Origin of the sequence: Escherichia sp. E10V10 (assembly GCF_004211985.1) — a bacterium.
Lineage (GTDB): Bacteria > Pseudomonadota > Gammaproteobacteria > Enterobacterales > Enterobacteriaceae > Escherichia.
On sequence record NZ_RHJO01000003.1, the window covers coordinates 189,099 to 208,314 of the forward strand.

Below are 19,216 nucleotides of genomic sequence, written 5' to 3' on the forward strand. Positions count from 1 at the left end.
CACGTAACTGGAGGAATGAAATGGAGTTTTTCAAAAAGACGGCACTTGCCGCACTGGTTATGGGTTTTAGTGGTGCAGCATTGGCATTACCCAATATCACCATTTTAGCGACTGGCGGGACGATTGCCGGTGGTGGTGACTCCGCAACCAAATCTAACTACACAGCGGGTAAAGTTGGCGTAGAAAATCTGGTCAATGCGGTGCCGCAACTGAAGGACATTGCGAACGTTAAAGGCGAGCAGGTCGTTAATATCGGCTCCCAGGATATGAACGATGATGTCTGGCTGACACTGGCGAAAAAAATTAACACCGACTGTGATAAGACTGACGGCTTCGTTATTACCCACGGTACCGACACGATGGAAGAGACTGCTTACTTCCTCGACCTGACGGTGAAATGCGACAAGCCCGTGGTGATGGTTGGCGCAATGCGCCCGTCCACGTCCATGAGCGCAGACGGTCCATTCAACCTGTATAACGCGGTAGTAACTGCGGCAGATAAAGCCTCCGCCAACCGTGGCGTGCTGGTGGTGATGAACGACACCGTGCTGGATGGGCGGGATGTCACCAAAACCAACACCACCGACGTTGCGACCTTCAAGTCTGTTAACTACGGCCCTCTGGGTTACATTCACAACGGTAAGATTGACTATCAGCGTACTCCGGCACGTAAGCACACCAGCGACACGCCGTTCGATGTCTCTAAGCTGAATGAACTGCCGAAAGTCGGCATTGTTTATAACTACGCTAACGCATCCGATCTTCCGGCTAAAGCCCTGGTAGATGCGGGCTATGATGGCATCGTGAGCGCTGGTGTGGGTAACGGCAACCTGTATAAATCCGTGTTTGACACTCTGGCGACCGCCGCGAAAAACGGCACTGCGGTAGTGCGTTCTTCCCGCGTACCGACGGGCGCTACCACTCAGGATGCCGAAGTGGATGATGCGAAATACGGCTTCGTCGCCTCTGGCACGTTGAACCCGCAAAAAGCGCGCGTTCTGCTGCAACTGGCTCTGACGCAAACCAAAGATCCGCAGCAGATCCAGCAGATCTTCAATCAGTACTAATCACCTCGCCCCGGTATCGCGCCGGGGCTTATTCACTTCAGACTCACGTCCATTGCCAATTTTCATTACCCTAATGATAATCACTGGAATAAATTATTCCGCGCGAGGGTTTTCGGGTGAAAAAGCAATGGATTGTTGGCACGGCGCTGCTTATGTTGATGACTGGTAATGTCTGGGCCGATGGCGAACCGCCAACTGAAAATGTCTTAAAAGATCAATTCAAAAAGCAGTATCACGGCATTCTCAAGCTTGATGCCATCAGCTTAAAAAATCTTGATGCCAAGGGTAATCAGGCCACCTGGTCAGCGGAGGGCGATGTCTCTTCCAGCGACGATCTCTATACCTGGGTCGGTCAGTTGGCAGATTACGAACTGCTCGAACAGACCTGGACGAAAGATAAACCAGTAAAATTCTCGGCGATGTTAACCAGTAAAGGAACGCCCGCGTCTGGCTGGACGGTGAACTTTTACTCTTTTCAGGCGGCAGCCAGCGATAGTGGGCGGGCGGTCGACGATATTAAAACGAATAATAAGTACCTGATTGTGAATAGCGAAGATTTCAATTATCGCTTTAGTCAGCTTGAATCAGCGTTGAATACCCAGAAGAACTCGATTCCTGCGCTGGAAAAGGATGTAAAAGCGCTTGATAAGCAAATGGTGGCGGCGCAGAAAGCAGCAGATGCATATTGGGGAAAAGATGCAAATGGCAAGCAAATGACTCGCGAAGACGCCTTTAAAAAAATTCACCAACAGCGGGATGAGTTTAATAAACAGAATGATAGCGAGGCGTTCGCGGTTAAATATGACAAAGAGGTTTATCAACCGGCGATTGCGGCATGTCATAAACAGAGTGAAGAGTGTTATGAAGTGCCGATTCAGCAGAAACGGGATTTCGATATCAACGAACAACGGCGACAGACTTTTCTGCAATCACAAAAACTTAGCCGTAAATTGCAGGATGACTGGATAACGCTCGAGAAAGGGCAATATCCGTTAACGATGAAGGTTTCAGAAATAAACAGTAAAAAAGTCGCGATTTTGATGAAAATTGACGATATCAATAAGGCCTGCGATCGCTGGAAAAAAGATACCGAAGCATTACGGCGCAATGGGGTGATTAAGTAAGTTTTGATATAGCGCACGATTTGTAGCAGGATGCGGCGTTGACCCCGCATCCGGCAATCAACGTCTGATGCGACGCTAGCGCGTCTTATCAGACCTACAACCGCTGCCACATGTCGGCTGAGGCGCTCACGCCGCATCCGGCAATCAACGTCTGATGCGACGCTTGCGCGTCTTATCAGACCTACAACCGTTGCCACATGTAGGCTGGATAAGGCGTTCACGCCGCATCCGGCAATACAAATTTACTCAGCCAGAAAAAGCTCCAGCAGCGAATTTAAAAACAACTTCCCATGTTCCGTTATCTGCCAGTAATCCGCACATTCTGTGAGATATCCCTGAGCGATAGCCTCGTCTAACTGAGGGCGAATAACCTCTTCTGAAAGGCCAGTATACTGGCTAAACTCCACGCGCGGCGCGGCCTCCAGCAGACGGAAGCGATTCATAAAGAACTCAAACGGCTTATCTGCGGCTTCGACATCACGCTGGCTTTCCAGGTACCTTCCTTGCATAAAACCACGCGGATGACGCGTTTTGGTGGTACGCAGAATGCGCCCATCCGGGAAGGTCACTTTGCCGTGCGCGCCGCAGCCGATGCCGATGTAGTCGCCAAATCGCCAGTAGTTGAGATTGTGCTGGCACTGATAACCGGGCTTGGCGTAAGCGGAAGTTTCATATTGCTGATAACCTGCCGCGGTTAACAACAGATGCCCCTGTTCGAAAATATCCCATAACGCATCATCGTCCGGCAGTACGGGAGGGCGCGAGCCAAACAGCGTATTGGGTTCGATGGTCAGTTGATACCAGGAAAGATGCGGCGGATTCAGTTCAATGGCCTGGCGCAGATCGCCTAGCGCCTCTTCCAGTGATTGATCCGGCAGCCCATGCATCAAATCGAGGTTAAAACTACGCAGCCCCAGTCCACTTGCCAGTTTTGCTGCACGTTTCGCTTCTTGCGGGCCATGAATGCGCCCGAGTCGTTTCAGTTTTTCTTCGCTAAAACTCTGCACACCAATAGAGATGCGGTTCACGCCAGCACGCTGATAATCGACAAAGCGATCGGCTTCAACCGTACCAGGGTTCGCTTCCATCGTAATTTCTGCATCTGCTGCCAGCGGCAAACGCGCACGTACGCCGTCCAGCAGCGTTTGCATCGCCGGGCCGGAAAGCAGGCTCGGCGTACCGCCGCCAATAAAGATTGTCTGCATTTCACGGCCTTGAGCGTAAGCCACATCGTTGTCCAGATCGCAAAGCAGATGCTGAACATAATCGTCATGCGGCACTTCCCCTTTCAACGCGTGAGAGTTGAAATCGCAGTACGGGCATTTCTGCACGCACCACGGGATGTGAATGTAGAGACTCAGCGGCGGTAATTTAACCATTACGTAAGGCGTCCAGCAGCAGTTTCAACGCCCGACCACGGTGAGAAATGGCGCTCTTTTCTTCGCGGGTCAGTTCGGCAGCGGTTTTCCCTTCGGAAGGCACGAAGAAGATTGGATCATAACCAAAGCCGCCAGTACCCGCTGGTTCACGAGTAATCACGCCCGGCCAGCTACCGTGGCACACCAGCGGAGTGGGATCTTCCGCGTGACGCAGATATACCAGCACGCAGTGGAAACGCGCCTGACGTTGGTCGTCCGGTACGTCTTTCAGTGTTTCCAGCAGTTTTTGCAGATTCTTTTGATCGGTCGCGTCTTCACCGGAATAACGCGCGGAGTAAATCCCTGGCGCGCCGCCCAGCGCATCTACCGCCAGACCGGAGTCGTCGGCAATTGCCGGTAAACCGGTCACTTTTGCCGCATGGCGCGCTTTCAGAATCGCGTTTTCGATAAAGGTCAGGCCGGTTTCTTCAGCGGAATCTACGCCGAGGTCTGTTTGGGCCACGATATCAAGACCGAAGTCGCTAAGCAGCGACGCCAGCTCACGCACTTTACCGGCATTGCCGGTTGCGAGGACAACTTTTTGCATAGGATACCTAATTAATTAACGCCGCGATTTCTGGCGGGATTTGTTGCGGATTAATGATTTTAATTTGTTTGTGGCGGCCAAGTTCGCCTTTCTCAATCACCACCTGGCTTTTGGCTACCCGGAATTGCTTACCGAGAAACTTCACCAGATGGCTGTTGGCCTGGCCGTCAACCGGCGGCGCGGTAATGGCGACTTTTACCTCGTCGCCATGTAAACCGACAATAGAATCACGGCTGGCTTTCGGCTGAATATAGAGCCGTAAAACCAGACCGTCATCGTTAACTGTTACGGCACTCATAACGCCATCCACAGCCCCGGCAGCAGCATGTTTCCGGTCGCCTGTAACACTTCTGCGACACCCATATTGATGACATACAGCAGCAGAACGAGGATCATCGGCGAGAAATCAATCCCACCCATTGCCGGTAGCAGGCGGCGAATCGGGCGCAGCAGCGGATCGGCCAGCTGAATCAGCACGTATTCAATTGGGCTACGACCCTGGCTTACCCAGCTCATAATCGCCATCACCAGCAGGACCCAGAAAATCAGCAGACCGATGGTTTTCAGCAGAATCAATAAACCGGCAATCCAGATGATTGGCAGGAAGGTCACCACTTTAAACAGCACGATGGCTTTGATAAAACTCAAAATGTAAGCGACCAGCAGTGAGGCGCTGTCAATTGGCCCCATTGCCGGAATAACGCGGCGCAGTGGCCCGATAATCGGTTGTGTCACCTTCACTACAAACTGTGAGAAAGGGTTATAAAAATCACAATGAGCCCACTGCATCCAGATGCGTAATAACAGCACCATGGTATACAGCTCAATGACCGTTGAAAGCAGGAAAGTCAACGTATTCATGGCGTTCCTTTAATTCCTTATTTTTTAGAGTAATCACGCGCACCAAAAATTGCAGTGCCGATACGAACCATCGTGCTACCTGCCGCAATGGCGGCTTCCATATCGTCTGACATTCCCAGAGAGAGCGTGTCGATATGCGGGTAGCGCGTTTTCAGTCCGGCAAATGCTACAGCCATTTGGCGTGCAACTTCAAACTGCCTTACATATTCTGAGTCAGGCGCAGGGATTGCCATCAGCCCGCGCAGACGTAAACGCGGTAGTTCAGCGACCGCAGCAGCCAGCTCGTCCAGTTCCGCCAGTTGAATCCCTGACTTGCTGTTTTCATCGCTAATATTGATTTGAATCAGCACGTTAAGAGGGGGAAGTTCTGCCGGTCGCTGGTCGTTCAGGCGGGTAGCGATACGCAAACGGTCGATGGTATGACACCAGTCGAAATTTTCTGCCACCAGGCGGCTTTTATTAGACTGCAACGGGCCAATAAAATGCCATTCTAATCCTGTTACGCCCAGCTCCTGAAAGTGGCGAATTTTATCTACCCCTTCCTGAACGTAGTTTTCACCAAATTGACGCTGCCCGGCATCAATGGCTTCTGCGATGGCGCTCGCAGGTTTTGTTTTACTGACTGCAAGCAGCGTAATTTCTTCTGGAGAACGGCCGCAACGCGTTGCAGCCGCTGAGATTTTGTCCCGGACCTGTGCCAGGTTATGCGCAATATCGTTCATTTTCCGAGGATCTTAGTATGAATATGGAAGAAATTGTGGCCCTTAGTGTAAAGCATAACGTCTCTGATCTACACCTGTGCAGCGCCTGGCCCGCACGATGGCGCATTCGCGGCAGAATGGAAGCTGCGCCGTTTGATGCGCCGGACGTCGAAGAGCTACTGCGGGAGTGGCTGGATGACGATCAGCGGGCAATATTGCTGGAGAATGGTCAGCTGGATTTTGCCGTGTCGCTGGCGGAAAACCAGCGATTGCGCGGCAGTGCGTTCGCGCAGCGGCAAGGCATATCTCTGGCGTTACGGCTGTTACCTTCGCACTGTCCGCAACTCGAACAGCTTGGCGCACCACCGGTATTGCCGGAATTACTCAAGAGCGAGAATGGCCTGATTCTGGTGACGGGGGCGACGGGGAGCGGCAAATCCACCACGCTGGCGGCAATGGTTGGCTATCTCAATCAACATGCCGATGCGCATATTCTGACACTGGAAGATCCTGTGGAATATCTCTATGCCAGCCAGCGATGTTTGATCCAGCAACGGGAAATTGGTTTGCACTGTATGACGTTCGCATCGGGATTGAGGGCCGCATTGCGGGAGGATCCTGATGTGATTTTGCTTGGAGAGCTGCGTGACAGCGAGACAATACGTCTGGCGCTAACGGCGGCAGAAACCGGGCATCTGGTGCTGGCGACATTACACACGCGCGGTGCAGCGCAGGCAGTTGAGAGACTGGTGGATTCGTTTCCGGCGCAGGAAAAAGATCCCGTGCGTAATCAACTGGCAGGTAGTTTACGGGCGGTGTTGTCACAAAAGCTGGAAGTGGATAAACAGGAAGGACGCGTGGCGCTGTTTGAATTACTGATTAACACACCTGCGGTGGGGAATTTGATTCGCGAAGGGAAAACCCACCAGTTGCCGCATGTTATTCAAACCGGTCAGCAGGTGGGGATGTTAACGTTTCAGCAGAGTTATCAGCAGCGGGTGGGGGAAGGGCGTTTGTGACGTTGCTGTGCCTGATACGAATTGTAAACACGCCCGATGCGCAAGCTTATCGGGCCTACAAAGGCAATAAACGTCTGATGCGACGCTTGCGCGTCTTATCAGACCTACAACCGCTGCCACATGTAGGCCGGATAAGGCGTTCACGCCGCATCCGGCAATAAGGCGTAAGGCGTAAGGCGCGATGATATTATTTACACTCCAGCTGGCTTTTAAATCGCCTTAATACCCCTGCTCGAAATAGCTTTCGAGAATAATAACCGCAGAGGCAGAGTCGACTTTGCCTTTGTTGAGCGCCCGATAGCCGCCCTGTTCAAACAGACCGGAACGTGCTTCCACGGTGCTAAGACGCTCGTCATGGAGCTTTACTTCAACACCAAAACGGCCATGAATACGGTTGGCAAATTTACGCGCTCTGGCAGTCAATGGTTGCTCGGTACCGTCCATATTCAGCGGCAAACCGACGATGATTTCGTCTGGTTGCCACTCTTTCAGTAAACGCTCGATAAGGTTCCAGTCCGGGGTACCGTCCTGTGCTTTAATTGCGGGCAGCGGGCGAGCGGTGCCGGTAATGCGTTGGCCGACCGCTACGCCAATGCTTTTGGTGCCGAAGTCGAAGGCGAGTAATGTTCCGCTCATCAGGCATGCCCTGCCACACCAGGCATGGTGAGAATATCAACACCAATCAGCCTTGCCGCATCGCGCCAGCGGTCGGCTATCGGTGTTTTGAACAGAATATTCAGATCTGCCGGGGCGGTTAACCACGCGTTATCGAGAATTTCTTGTTCCAGTTGGCCTTTATCCCAAGAGGAGTAACCAAGGGCTACCATCACGTCAGCAGGTTGTTTATCGGTGCCGAGTGTTTCCAGCACATCGCGGGAAGTGGTCATCACCGTGTTATCTGAAATGCGAATGCTGGACGCAAAATTGGATGGCGGGGTATGCAAAATAAACCCGCGATCTTCAGCCAGCGGGCCGCCAAGCATAACCGGTTTGTCCAGACGGACAGATTCATCACGCGGCTCCGGCGTGATCTTCAGCTTTTCCAGAATCCCTTCAATTTTGAGATTTTCCAGTGGCTTGTTAATGATGATCCCCATTGCTCCATTGGTATTATGTTCGCAAATGTAGACCACGGAACGACGGAAAATCGGATCCTGGAGAGCAGGCATGGCAATAAGAAAGTGATGCTGTAAATTCATTGTCAGAGGTTCTGTTTCCTGGTTCAAAAAAGCAACAGCGCCCAGTATGCGTGGAAAGTATGGCGCTGTCACTCATAGTCTCAACGAGATCCCTCTCGCTAAACAGGGTTACTGCTGCTGTAATCGTGCTTCAATAGCATCCATTAACATTCCGGTGATAGACACCGGAAACTCTGCTTCAATCTCACGAATACAGGTTGGGCTGGTGACGTTAATTTCAGTCAGGCGGTCACCGATAATATCCAGACCAACAAAAATCAGCCCTTTTTCTTTCAGCGTCGGTCCTACCTGACGGGCGATTTTCCAGTCGCTTTCCGTTAGCGGACGAGGTTCGCCACGACCACCGGCAGCCAGATTGCCACGGGTTTCGCCGCCCTGTGGAATACGCGCCAGACAGTACGGTACTGGTTCGCCATCCACCACCAGCACACGCTTGTCACCATCTTTAATCGCTGGCAGATAATTTTGTGCCATGCAGTAGCGGGTGCCGTGCTCAGTCAAGGTTTCGGCAATCACACCAAGGTTCGGATCGCCTTCTTTCACGCGGAAAATCGACGCGCCACCCATACCGTCCAGCGGCTTGAGGATGATATCGCTGTGTTTTTCCCAGAACGCTTTCAACTGCGCTTTATTGCGCGTGACCAGTGTTTCTGGCGTTAAGTCAGAGAACCAGGCGGTAAACAGCTTCTCGTTACAGTCGCGCAGGCTCTGCGGCTTGTTAACAATCAGCGTTCCTTTCTCTTCGGCGCGTTCCAGAATATAGGTCGCGTAGATAAACTCGGTATCAAACGGCGGATCTTTACGCATCAGAATCACGTCGAGATCGGCCAGTTGCAGATCCTGCTCACCCGTGAACTCGTACCATTTATCGTAGTTCTGTTCGACGCTCAAAGTACGGGTACGAGCGCGAGCCTCACCATTGATCAAATAGAGATCGGCCATCTCCATATAGTGAAGTTCGTAACCACGACGCTGTGCTTCCAGCAACATAGCGAAACTGGAATCTTTCTTGATGTTGATGCTTGCGATGGGGTCCATCACGATGCCGAGCTTGATCATTATTCTTCTCCGTTAGCCCAGATCGCCAAAACGCACTTGTAGCGCGGTAATGGCGGTGAGCGCAGTTGTCTCAGTACGCAGAACGCGAGGTCCCAACAGGATATCAGTAAATTGATAGCGGGCAGTCATGGCAATTTCATCTGCCGACAAACCGCCTTCCGGGCCAATCAGCAGGCGGACGCGTTCAACCGGTAACGGCAATGTATTGATGCTGTTACTGGCGCGCGGGTGAAGATTGAGTTTCAAGCCTTCATCTTGCTCTGCACACCAGGCTTCCAGATCCATCGCCGGACGGATTTCTGGTACCCGATTACGACCACACTGCTCGCAGGCGGCAATTGCAATTTTCTGCCACTGCTGGAGCTTCTTGTTCAGACGTTCACTATCCAGTTTAACGCCGCAGCGTTCAGAAAAAAGTGGCGTAATGAGGCTTACGCCAAGTTCTATCGATTTCTGGATAGTGAATTCCATTTTTTCTCCGCGCGACATCACCTGACCAAGGTGAATATGCAAGGGAGATTCACGATCGTCTACCTGGCCTTCCAGCACTTTAACTTCCACGCTTTTTTTGCTGGCGCTGGTGATTTCTGCGTCAAAGACCTGGTTGCTGCCGTCAAATAACTGTAATGCCTGACCTGGCGCCATACGCAGGACGCGCCCGATATGGTTAGCGGCATCTTCACAAAGCGCGATCTGCGAATTGCTGGTGAGTGGTTCAGGATGATAAATGCGGGGGATACGCATGGTTAAATATCCGCGTCGTCTCCCCACGCGGTTGCGCGCGTGGGGTAGGGTTAACAAAAAGAATTTCGCTAGTGTAGGTTAGCTCTTTCGCGCCTGGCAAGCGCGTTGCACATACGGGTTGTGATTGCCTTGCACCTTCGCGATGCGCTCGTCACGCTCACACTCCCAGTCGGTGACCGGATACATTTTGTTCCAGGCGTTAAACAGCTGCGTTTGCTGGCGTGAGAGTGTCAGGTTGTACTGGTCACGCATGTAGAAGTAAATCCGCGCAATGGAACCACGGGCATGAGCGGGCGGTTCAGCAACTTTTTCTTTGAAATCAATCTTCATAGCGCACTGCCCATACTGCCCCTCGCCGCCATTCCACTGGCTGTACATAAAGTTGCCGCGATCGCCGTTCACTTCACCTATCGCGGGCTGCAGGTTATGCATATCGCTTTCCATTTGGCGATAAACCGGATCTTTAGCGCAGTTTTTACGACCGCCTTCCTGCCAGCACTGACGCTGGTGGCCGAACTGCCAGGCGGGAACAACATGTTCCCACTCTACGCGGCTGGCGCGGTTTTCATTTTTGCGCACCTGATACCCGCACGACTCCAGATCCACGATGCCTTTTTTACCCTGCCAGTTGATTTTACATCCGCAGTAAAATGTTCCCGGCACATCAGCGTAGACTTTTACCGCTGCTGTTTTCGCCTGGGAAAAACTATTGATGCCTTCGGCTAACGCCGTGCCGGATAATGCTGCGCTCAGTACCACCGCAGCCACAGACAAATTACGGTACATCACTTACTCCGTGTTAAAACGAGCGAGCAACGTAGCGAAAGTTGTTTTGGTATGCAATCAGCCAGATCAGTAAAATTCCTGATAGTTCTGCTGGTTATTGGGCAACCAGTTGTTCACCGCAGTGAACGCAGCGATAGACGGCTTCGCCTCGTATCACGCGGTTATGACGACGTACGGTGAGCTGATGCTCCTGGCATTTGCAACGGTAGGAGAAAGTGTTACGGCGCACGGATTGCAGTTCAAACTGATGCGTACGGCGGGCGGGAACGCCCAGCACGCTTTCCATCATCCACTTCCACTCTTTGCCATGTGGCGCTACGCGACCAAAGTGTTTCCATACCAGCAAATGCGCCAGTTCGTGTGGCACCACTTCTTCTATAAAAGCCTCGCTGTTTTCCATCAGCAACACCGGATTGAGGCGAATTTCATAGCTTTCCAGCCAGGCCGTTCCGGCGGATGTGCCTCGCTGGGTATAAGAAAGTTTTGGCTCCGGATAGTTACGCCCCAGCTTCAGGTTGGCCTGGGCGAGTTTTTCCCGCAGGCGACGCATAACAGCCTGTTGGATGGCGATAGGGAGACGGGATGTTTTCATAGCGGCAGAGGATAGAGCGAAGAAAAGATGACTGCAAGAGGTGGCTTCCTCCGCGACGGGAGGAAGCCTGGGGAGATTAATCGTGAGCGCCGATTTCGCGCAGTTTACGACCTTTCATCAAATTACGTTCAATGTGTTCCAGCGAAACGTGTTTGGTTTCCGGCACCAGCCACAGTGTCAGCAGGATAAACAGCACGTTCAGACCTGCGTAAACCCAGAAGGTATTGGCGTTGCCCAGCGTGTTGAGCATAGTCAGGAAGGTTGCGCCGACAATCATGTTGGCAATCCAGTTGGTAGCGGTGGAGCAGGTGATACCGAAGTCGCGGCCTTTCAGCGGCTGGATTTCAGAACACAGTACCCAAATCAACGGACCCGCGCTCATGGCAAAACCGACAATAAACATCAGCAGCATGGCGATGGCGAAATACTGCGCCGACGGTGAGTGAATACCGATGTGCATCATTGTACCCAGTACGCCCATGCCCACAGCCATCACCATGAAGCCCAGCGTCAACGTTGGTTTACGCCCCCAACGGTCAACAAGACCGATTGCGATAAAGGTGGCAAGTACGTTGGTCAGGCCGACAATCACGGTCCCCCACATTTGCTCTGTGGTGTTGGTATAACCCGCCAGTTCGAAGATTTTCGGCGCGTAGTACATGATGACGTTCATCCCGGTGAATTGCTGCATCACCTGCAACAGTACACCCAGGAACACCGCGCGACGGAAGTTACTGTTCTCTTTAAACAATGCCCAACCGCTCTGTTTAACCTGCAAACTTTCACGGATTTCATCCAGTTCGCGTTTCGCTTCCGCGCTGGTGTCGCGCAGGCGCAGTAGCACGCGTTCGGCATCAACAAAGCGGCGTTTGGCAGCAAACCAACGTGGGCTGTCTGGCAGGAAGAAGACGCCAATCAGTAGCAGAATTGCCGGGATGATAATCACACCCAGCATCCAGCGCCATGCACCGGTGTAGCTGAAGGCGGTATCAGAAAGATACGCGCCGAGGATCCCGATAGTGATCATCAACTGATACATCGAGATCATACTGCCGCGAATTTTCTCTGGCGCAATTTCAGAGAGGTACAGCGGCGCGGTATAAGAGGCTACACCTACCGCCAGACCCAGCAGAACGCGGGAAAGAATCAGTACTTCAACGTTTGGCGCAGCCGCAGAGAACAGCGAACCGGCAACAAACAGGATTGCGCCGATCATCAGGCTCTTTTTGCGCCCGAGTTTAAAGGAGAGCCAGCCGCTGCCCACCGCACCGACTGCCGCACCGAACATCATGGAGCTTACGACCCATTCTTGCGTGTGCGAAGTAATCTGGAATTCATCTGCAATAAACGGCAGTGCGCCAGCAATTACACCGATATCCAGGCCAAAGAGTAATCCCGCCAGAGCAGCAAGGAAGCAGACGAAAAACGTCATTGCCTTGTTTGACCGCCCCTGTTTTTTAGCGTCAGGCATGATGCCCTCCAATATGGTTATTTTTTATTGTGAATTAAGATAGGTGAGTACGACGTAAAAAGATGTGAAGCAAATCACATCAGTGTAATCGCTTACACTAATATTCATTATGATTATAATTTAAGTGTATGAAATTAATTGAGTTATATAATCATAGGTTAAACATAGTTATCTGCATTTAAGACTTTACTGAAAAGAAATGTAACAACCGTGAAAACTGAATAATAATATGAAAATATTACAAATATTTGGCTGGTGTGGTTGGTGTAATCGGTTTCAGTGGTGATGATAATTTGCGGTAAAACGTGTTCAGGAAGAATGATGTTATTGTGCGGGCGGCTTTTTTCCGGATGCGGCGTGAACGCCTTATCCAGCCTACGAGCGCGGGATGTCTGTAAGTCGGATAAGATGCGGCAGCATCGAATCCGACACAAATGCCGGATGCGGCGTGAACGCCTATCCACCGCGGAGAGGTAAAAGAAAAAGGCCAGCGCGAGGCTGGCCTTTGAAAGCAGGTGAAGAAAGATTACTTCAGACCGGCAGCTTCACGCAGCAGTTGCGCTTTGTCGGTTTTTTCCCACGGGAAATGTTCGCGACCAAAGTGACCGTATGCTGCGGTTTCTTTGTAGATCGGGTGCAGCAGATCCAGCATCTGAATCAGACCGTATGGACGCAGGTCGAAGAACTCACGTACCAGCAGGGTCAGCTGTTCAGAAGGCACTTTCTCGGTACCGAAAGTTTCCACCATGATGGAGGTCGGTTCAGCCACGCCAATTGCGTAGGAAACCTGAATTTCGCAACGGTCAGCCAGGCCAGCAGCCACGATGTTTTTCGCGACATAACGTGCTGCGTAGGCTGCGGAACGGTCCACTTTTGATGGATCTTTACCGGAGAACGCACCGCCACCGTGACGCGCCATGCCGCCGTAGGTATCAACGATAATTTTACGACCAGTCAGACCGCAGTCACCCATCGGGCCACCGATAACAAAACGTCCGGTCGGGTTGATGAAGAATTTGGTGGCGGAAGTCAGCCATTCAGCGGGCAGAATCGGCTTAATGATCTCTTCCATTACCGCTTCTTGCAGCGATTTCTGGTCGATATCTTCAGAGTGCTGAGTGGAAAGCACGACAGCATCGATGCCGACGATTTTGCCGTCATCATACTGGAAAGTTACCTGGCTTTTCGCGTCCGGGCGCAGCCACGGCAGAGTGCCGTTTTTACGCACTTCAGCCTGACGCTGTACCAGACGGTGTGCATAGGTGATAGGTGCTGGCATCAGCACGTCGGTTTCGTTGGTTGCGTAGCCAAACATCAGACCCTGGTCGCCCGCGCCCTGTTCCAGCGGATCGGCACGGTCAACGCCCTGGTTGATGTCAGGAGATTGTTTGCCGATAGCGCTCAGGACCGCACAGGAGTTAGCGTCGAAGCCCATGTCGGAATGTACATAGCCAATTTCGCGAACGGTGTTACGGGTGATCTCTTCGATGTCTACCCAGGCGCTGGTGGTGATTTCACCGCCAACTAAAACCATGCCGGTTTTTACGTAGGTTTCGCAAGCAACGCGTGCTTTCGGATCCTGTTCGAGGATCGCGTCTAAAACGGCATCAGAGATTTGGTCAGCAATTTTGTCAGGATGCCCTTCAGAGACGGACTCGGACGTAAAAAGGTGTTTTGCCATATTTAATATCACCTAAAGAGAATTTGGTTAGCTCAAACTGTTGTGTGGATTTTCTGTGGTAGCGGATCCTACCACGACTCGACAGGTTAAAAACACTGGCAGTCTGAGTGTTAATCAGTATGGATGGATTAACATCTGGATGGCTATTTTAGGTCAATCCTTCACCCGATTTCCACTTTTTTTTGAATCGTGTCTCATTCTGTTAGAAACGTGGCTGGAAATTTTTCCTGACAATGCTGGCATTCTTCGTATTTATCTTTTGCAATTTTCTGCCATTGTGGGGTATAAAACGCGGCGCGCGGCTTAAATAAAAAGCACACGACGTTTCTTTCGTGTTGCCACTTCCAGCCGGGTTGAAATCAGAGTTTTGGCTTGTGGGTTCGTCTTAACGGGCGGCCGTGGAGGTGATACGAAATAATGAACCGTTGTCTGCTGCTTAACCTGTCTCACCGTTCTGGTGAAGATTCGTTCCCCGCACTCTGCATCTCTGCTTTGCATACCTGCCGATGTTATACCCATCTCGGCGCTTCTCAGGATTCAAGAGCTGGTTACAGTTACTGAGGACTGAACAAGGGCGCTCTTGTAAAAACAAGAGTTTTCTCGTGGTTTCGCCGAACTGTCACACTTACGTTCGGTTATGTGCTTAATAATGTTATGAAAAAGAAACCGGTTGCGCAGTCGGAGCGTCAGCATACACTGCTGGAAAATCCATGTGCTTATGGGTTGTTATCGCAGTTTCAGGCTGCGATAGTCGTTAACTGTTTTACACTTAATAAAATAATTTGAGGTTCGCTATGTCTGACGACATGTCTATGAGTTTGCCTTCGTCAGCGGGCGAACACGGTGTACTACGCTCCATGCAGGAGGTTGCAATGAGCTCCCAGGAAGCCAGCAAGATGCTGCGTACTTACAATATTGCCTGGTGGGGCAATAACTACTATGACGTTAACGAGCTGGGCCACATCAGCGTGTGCCCGGACCCGGACGTCCCGGAAGCTCGCGTCGATCTCGCGCAGTTGGTGAAAACCCGCGAAGCACAGGGCCAGCGTCTGCCTGCACTGTTCTGTTTCCCGCAGATCCTGCAGCACCGTTTGCGTTCCATTAACGCCGCGTTTAAACGTGCGCGGGAATCCTACGGCTATAACGGCGATTACTTCCTCGTTTATCCGATCAAAGTTAACCAGCACCGCCGCGTGATTGAGTCCCTGATTCATTCTGGCGAACCGTTGGGGCTGGAAGCAGGCTCGAAAGCAGAGTTGATGGCGGTGCTGGCGCATGCTGGCATGACCCGTAGCGTCATCGTCTGTAATGGTTATAAAGACCGCGAATATATCCGCCTGGCATTAATTGGCGAGAAGATGGGTCACAAGGTGTATCTGGTCATTGAGAAGATGTCAGAAATCGCCATTGTGCTGGATGAAGCAGAACGTCTGAATGTCGTTCCTCGTCTGGGCGTGCGTGCACGTCTGGCTTCGCAGGGCTCGGGGAAATGGCAGTCCTCCGGCGGGGAAAAATCGAAGTTCGGCCTGGCTGCGACTCAGGTACTGCAACTGGTTGAAACGTTGCGTGAAGCCGGGCGTCTCGACAGCCTGCAACTGCTGCACTTCCACCTTGGTTCGCAGATGGCGAATATTCGCGATATCGCCACGGGCGTTCGTGAATCCGCGCGTTTCTATGTGGAACTGCACAAGCTGGGCGTCAATATTCAGTGCTTCGACGTCGGCGGCGGTCTGGGGGTGGATTATGAAGGTACTCGTTCGCAGTCCGACTGTTCGGTGAACTACGGCCTCAATGAATACGCCAACAACATCATCTGGGCGATTGGCGATGCGTGTGAAGAAAATGGTCTGCCGCATCCGACGGTAATCACCGAATCGGGTCGTGCGGTGACTGCGCACCATACCGTGCTGGTGTCGAATATCATCGGCGTGGAACGTAACGAATATACGGTGCCGACCGCGCCCGCAGAAGATGCGCCGCGCGCACTGCAAAGCATGTGGGAAACCTGGCAGGAGATGCACGAACCGGGAACTCGCCGTTCTCTGCGTGAATGGTTGCACGACAGCCAGATGGATCTGCACGATATTCATATCGGCTACTCTTCCGGCACCTTTAGCCTGCAAGAACGCGCATGGGCTGAGCAGCTTTATTTGAGCATGTGCCATGAAGTGCAAAAGCAGCTGGATCCGCAAAACCGCGCCCATCGCCCGATTATCGATGAATTGCAGGAACGTATGGCGGACAAAATGTACGTCAACTTCTCGCTGTTCCAGTCGATGCCGGACGCATGGGGGATCGACCAGTTGTTCCCGGTTCTGCCGCTGGAAGGGCTGGATCAAGTGCCGGAACGCCGCGCTGTGCTGCTGGATATTACCTGTGACTCTGACGGTGCTATCGACCACTATATCGATGGTGACGGTATTGCCACGACAATGCCAATGCCGGAGTACGATCCGGAGAATCCGCCGATGCTCGGTTTCTTTATGGTCGGCGCATATCAGGAGATCCTCGGCAACATGCACAACCTGTTCGGTGATACCGAAGCGGTTGACGTGTTCGTGTTCCCTGACGGTAGTGTAGAAGTGGAACTGTCTGACGAAGGCGATACCGTGGCGGACATGCTGCAATATGTGCAGCTCGATCCGAAAACGCTGTTAACCCAGTTCCGCGATCAAGTGAAGAAAACCGATCTTGATGCTGAACTGCAACAACAGTTCCTGGAAGAGTTCGAGGCAGGTTTGTACGGTTATACCTATCTTGAAGATGAATAATTAAGATTATTCCGCTGGCGGGTCGATTTATTTACGTAAATCGACCCGCTTTCTTTTTATATATTCTTAAAAATAATTTAGCTGCTTTTCTTATTAAATAATCTCCCTACAATCGCTGCATTAATTAAATGCAGAGGGAACGGTTATGAAAAAATGGAAAGTACGTAGCGCGTTGGTGGCATTAATCGTGCTGCTGGCTGGTTGTTCCAGTAATGCGCAGTATAATAGCAGTGCATCTGGCAATGTCGGCACCGCCTGGGGTGGGGATGTGCACTCAACGGTTCAGGGCGTATCTGCTGAGCGAGCCTGGCGCGATCCGGCGGAGATGATCGTTATTAGTTATTCGACTAATGTTCCTTCCGGCTACGACCGCGTTTATAGCATTCGTATTAACGAACTGGAATATGCTATTCGCGATGGTAATTTTAATTCTCTACCTATTACGCGGGTTTATGATTCATCAAATAATGAACCACGCTATATTGTCCATGCCAGAGTAGGAATGAATTATCAATTATATGTCCGCAATTACAGTCGTAACACCAACTACGAGATCGTTGCTACGGTTGATGGCCTGGATGTGCTGAACGGCAAGCAAGGTTCGCTGAATAACAACGGTTATATTGTGAATGCCGGAGATTCGTTAGCGATTAAAGGATTCCGCAAAGATAAACATACCGAAGCGGCTTTTCAGTTCGCCAACGTTGCTGATTCCTACGCAGCCAATTCGGCGCAAGGCGATGTGCGTAATACCGGTGTAATCGGCTTTGCCGCCTTTGAATTACAAGGCCCGGCGCAAAACGAGCTGCCGCCGTGCTCTGGACAAGCGTTTCCGGCGGACAACAATGGCTATGCGCCGCCACCGTGTCGGAAATAGTAACCTTGCTTGATGCCTCGCCCATTTAGGGCGATAATTAGCACAAACTTGTGTTTCGCAAATCCAACCCTTCCTCGTCGGGCCTAACGACGCGGAAGGGTTTTTTTATATCGACTTTGTAATAGGAGTCCATCCATGAGCACCTTAGGTCATCAATACGATAACTCACTGGTTTCCAACGCCTTTGGTTTTTTACGCCTGCCGATGAACTTCCAGCCGTATGACAGCGATGCTGACTGGGTGATTACTGGCGTGCCGTTCGATATGGCCACTTCTGGTCGTGCGGGTGGTCGTCACGGTCCGGCAGCTATCCGTCAGGTTTCGACGAATCTGGCCTGGGAACACAACCGCTTCCCGTGGAATTTCGACATGCGTGAGCGTCTGAACGTGGTGGACTGCGGTGATCTGGTATATGCATTCGGCGATGCCCGTGAGATGAGCGAGAAGCTGCAGGCGCACGCCGAGAAACTGCTGGCTGCTGGTAAGCGTATGCTCTCCTTTGGTGGTGACCACTTTGTTACGCTGCCGCTGCTGCGTGCACATGCGAAGCATTTCGGCAAAATGGCGCTGGTACACTTTGATGCCCACACCGATACCTACGCTAACGGTTGTGAATTTGACCACGGCACCATGTTCTATACCGCGCCGAAAGAAGGTCTGATCGACCCGAATCATTCCGTGCAGATTGGTATTCGTACCGAATTTGATAAAGACAACGGTTTTACCGTGCTGGACGCCTGCCAGGTGAACGATCGCAGCGTGGATGACGTTATCGCCCAGGTGAAACAGATTGTGGGTGAGATGCCGGTTTACCTGACCTTTGATATCGACTGCCTGGATCCTGCTTTTGCACCAGGCACCGGTACGCCGGTAATTGGCGGCCTGACCTCCGATCGTGCTATTAAACTGGTACGCGGCCTGAAAGATCTCAACATCGTTGGGATGGACGTAGTGGAAGTGGCTCCGGCATACGATCAGTCGGAAATCACCGCTCTGGCTGCGGCGACGCTGGCGCTGGAGATGCTGTATATTCAGGCGGCGAAAAAGGGCGAGTAAGCACACGGGGTAGCAAATGTGCCATTTATGTCGGATGCGGTGTGAACGCCTTATCCGACCTGGGTTCGGCACCCGTAGGCCGGATAAGATGCGCCAGCATCGCATCCGGCAATGCGCACGGGTAAAATGTGCCATTAATGTCGGATGTGGCGTGAACGCCTTATCCGACCTGGGTTCGGCGCCCGTAGGCCGGATAAGATGCGCCAGCATCGCATCCGGCAATGCGCACAGGGTAACAAATGT

At 51.9% G+C, this 19,216-nt stretch carries 22 protein-coding genes; 9 read left to right on the forward strand and 13 right to left on the reverse strand.

The window, feature by feature from the left end:
- Positions 1 to 20 precede the first annotated feature (20 nt).
- Positions 21 to 1,067, forward strand: coding sequence for an L-asparaginase 2 (ansB, locus tag D9736_RS07335; RefSeq protein WP_000394103.1), 1,047 nt, complete (start codon positions 21 to 23; stop codon positions 1,065 to 1,067).
- A 116-nt stretch (positions 1,068 to 1,183) separates the two neighbouring features.
- Positions 1,184 to 2,191, forward strand: coding sequence for a DUF1202 family protein (locus tag D9736_RS07340; RefSeq protein ID WP_130258036.1), 1,008 nt, complete (start codon positions 1,184 to 1,186; stop codon positions 2,189 to 2,191).
- 242 nt (positions 2,192 to 2,433) lie between these two features.
- Here D9736_RS07340 and hemW read toward each other — a convergent pair whose 3' ends face one another.
- The 5 genes from hemW to yggS are packed head-to-tail and all read right to left on the reverse strand — an operon-like array spanning position 2,434 to position 5,739.
- Positions 2,434 to 3,570, reverse strand: a complete 1,137-nt coding sequence (gene hemW / locus D9736_RS07345; RefSeq protein ID WP_130258037.1) for a radical SAM family heme chaperone HemW — start codon at positions 3,568 to 3,570, stop codon at positions 2,434 to 2,436.
- Positions 3,563 to 4,156, reverse strand: coding sequence for an XTP/dITP diphosphatase (locus D9736_RS07350; protein ID WP_130207915.1), 594 nt, complete (start codon positions 4,154 to 4,156; stop codon positions 3,563 to 3,565). Before D9736_RS07350 ends, hemW begins: the two co-directional genes overlap by 8 nt.
- Positions 4,157 to 4,163: 7 nt before the next feature.
- Positions 4,164 to 4,454 (reverse strand): DUF167 family protein YggU, encoded by a 291-nt coding sequence (yggU, locus tag D9736_RS07355; protein ID WP_001277222.1) that lies wholly within the window; start codon positions 4,452 to 4,454, stop codon positions 4,164 to 4,166.
- Positions 4,451 to 5,017 carry an osmotic shock tolerance protein YggT gene (gene yggT / locus D9736_RS07360; RefSeq protein WP_001094831.1) on the reverse strand — a complete coding sequence of 189 codons (567 nt, stop codon included), beginning with the start codon at positions 5,015 to 5,017 and terminating at the stop codon, positions 4,451 to 4,453. Before yggT ends, yggU begins: the two co-directional genes overlap by 4 nt.
- Before the next feature lie 17 nt (positions 5,018 to 5,034).
- Positions 5,035 to 5,739, reverse strand: a complete 705-nt coding sequence (gene yggS, locus D9736_RS07365; protein ID WP_130258038.1) for a pyridoxal phosphate homeostasis protein — start codon at positions 5,737 to 5,739, stop codon at positions 5,035 to 5,037.
- A 17-nt stretch (positions 5,740 to 5,756) separates the two neighbouring features.
- On the opposite strand from yggS, the gene D9736_RS07370 reads away from it, so the two are divergent.
- Positions 5,757 to 6,737 carry a type IV pilus twitching motility protein PilT gene (locus D9736_RS07370; RefSeq protein ID WP_001055627.1) on the forward strand — a complete coding sequence of 327 codons (981 nt, stop codon included), beginning with the start codon at positions 5,757 to 5,759 and terminating at the stop codon, positions 6,735 to 6,737.
- Positions 6,738 to 6,956: 219 nt separating this feature from the next.
- On the opposite strand, the gene ruvX is transcribed toward D9736_RS07370, so the two are convergent.
- The 8 genes from ruvX to metK all read right to left on the reverse strand — a co-directional run bounded on the left by ruvX (position 6,957) and on the right by metK (position 14,269).
- A complete protein-coding gene (gene ruvX, locus D9736_RS07375) occupies positions 6,957 to 7,373 on the reverse strand; it encodes a Holliday junction resolvase RuvX (RefSeq protein ID WP_000017111.1) in 417 nt (138 codons plus the stop codon).
- Positions 7,373 to 7,936: a YqgE/AlgH family protein gene (locus tag D9736_RS07380; protein ID WP_130207909.1), complete on the reverse strand. Its 564-nt coding sequence runs from the start codon at positions 7,934 to 7,936 to the stop codon at positions 7,373 to 7,375. Before D9736_RS07380 ends, ruvX begins: the two co-directional genes overlap by 1 nt.
- A gap of 108 nt (positions 7,937 to 8,044) precedes the next feature.
- Complete coding sequence (gshB, locus tag D9736_RS07385) at positions 8,045 to 8,995, reverse strand: glutathione synthase (RefSeq protein ID WP_130207907.1); 951 nt, start codon at positions 8,993 to 8,995, stop codon at positions 8,045 to 8,047.
- 12 nt (positions 8,996 to 9,007) lie between these two features.
- Positions 9,008 to 9,739: a 16S rRNA (uracil(1498)-N(3))-methyltransferase gene (gene rsmE / locus D9736_RS07390; RefSeq protein WP_130221434.1), complete on the reverse strand. Its 732-nt coding sequence runs from the start codon at positions 9,737 to 9,739 to the stop codon at positions 9,008 to 9,010.
- A 78-nt stretch (positions 9,740 to 9,817) separates the two neighbouring features.
- On the reverse strand, positions 9,818 to 10,525 hold the full coding sequence (gene endA / locus D9736_RS07395; protein WP_130207903.1) for a deoxyribonuclease I: 708 nt from the start codon (positions 10,523 to 10,525) through the stop codon (positions 9,818 to 9,820).
- A gap of 94 nt (positions 10,526 to 10,619) precedes the next feature.
- Positions 10,620 to 11,117: a SprT family zinc-dependent metalloprotease gene (locus D9736_RS07400; RefSeq protein WP_130258039.1), complete on the reverse strand. Its 498-nt coding sequence runs from the start codon at positions 11,115 to 11,117 to the stop codon at positions 10,620 to 10,622.
- A gap of 76 nt (positions 11,118 to 11,193) precedes the next feature.
- Positions 11,194 to 12,588 (reverse strand): galactose/proton symporter, encoded by a 1,395-nt coding sequence (gene galP, locus D9736_RS07405; protein WP_130207899.1) that lies wholly within the window; start codon positions 12,586 to 12,588, stop codon positions 11,194 to 11,196.
- Between the two features lie 526 nt (positions 12,589 to 13,114).
- Positions 13,115 to 14,269: a methionine adenosyltransferase gene (metK, locus tag D9736_RS07410; RefSeq protein WP_130207895.1), complete on the reverse strand. Its 1,155-nt coding sequence runs from the start codon at positions 14,267 to 14,269 to the stop codon at positions 13,115 to 13,117.
- 55 nt (positions 14,270 to 14,324) lie between these two features.
- Here metK and D9736_RS23740 point away from each other — a divergent pair, with 55 nt between their 5' ends.
- The 6 genes from D9736_RS23740 (at position 14,325) to speB (ending at position 18,973) form a co-directional block, all read left to right on the forward strand.
- Entirely contained in the window at positions 14,325 to 14,576 is a 252-nt protein-coding gene (locus D9736_RS23740) for a hypothetical protein (protein ID WP_130218033.1), read from the forward strand.
- A 110-nt stretch (positions 14,577 to 14,686) separates the two neighbouring features.
- Entirely contained in the window at positions 14,687 to 14,830 is a 144-nt protein-coding gene (gene yqgG, locus D9736_RS23745) for a protein YqgG (RefSeq protein ID WP_001297404.1), read from the forward strand.
- A gap of 93 nt (positions 14,831 to 14,923) precedes the next feature.
- On the forward strand, positions 14,924 to 15,055 hold the full coding sequence (gene yqgB / locus D9736_RS07425) for an acid stress response protein YqgB (RefSeq protein WP_001338822.1): 132 nt from the start codon (positions 14,924 to 14,926) through the stop codon (positions 15,053 to 15,055).
- An 8-nt stretch (positions 15,056 to 15,063) separates the two neighbouring features.
- Positions 15,064 to 17,040, forward strand: coding sequence for a biosynthetic arginine decarboxylase (speA, locus tag D9736_RS07430; RefSeq protein WP_010347927.1), 1,977 nt, complete (start codon positions 15,064 to 15,066; stop codon positions 17,038 to 17,040).
- A gap of 145 nt (positions 17,041 to 17,185) precedes the next feature.
- Positions 17,186 to 17,917 carry a hypothetical protein gene (locus D9736_RS07435; RefSeq protein ID WP_115204397.1) on the forward strand — a complete coding sequence of 244 codons (732 nt, stop codon included), beginning with the start codon at positions 17,186 to 17,188 and terminating at the stop codon, positions 17,915 to 17,917.
- A 135-nt stretch (positions 17,918 to 18,052) separates the two neighbouring features.
- Positions 18,053 to 18,973 (forward strand): agmatinase, encoded by a 921-nt coding sequence (gene speB / locus D9736_RS07440; protein WP_130221436.1) that lies wholly within the window; start codon positions 18,053 to 18,055, stop codon positions 18,971 to 18,973.
- The last annotated feature ends 243 nt before the right edge of the window (positions 18,974 to 19,216 follow it).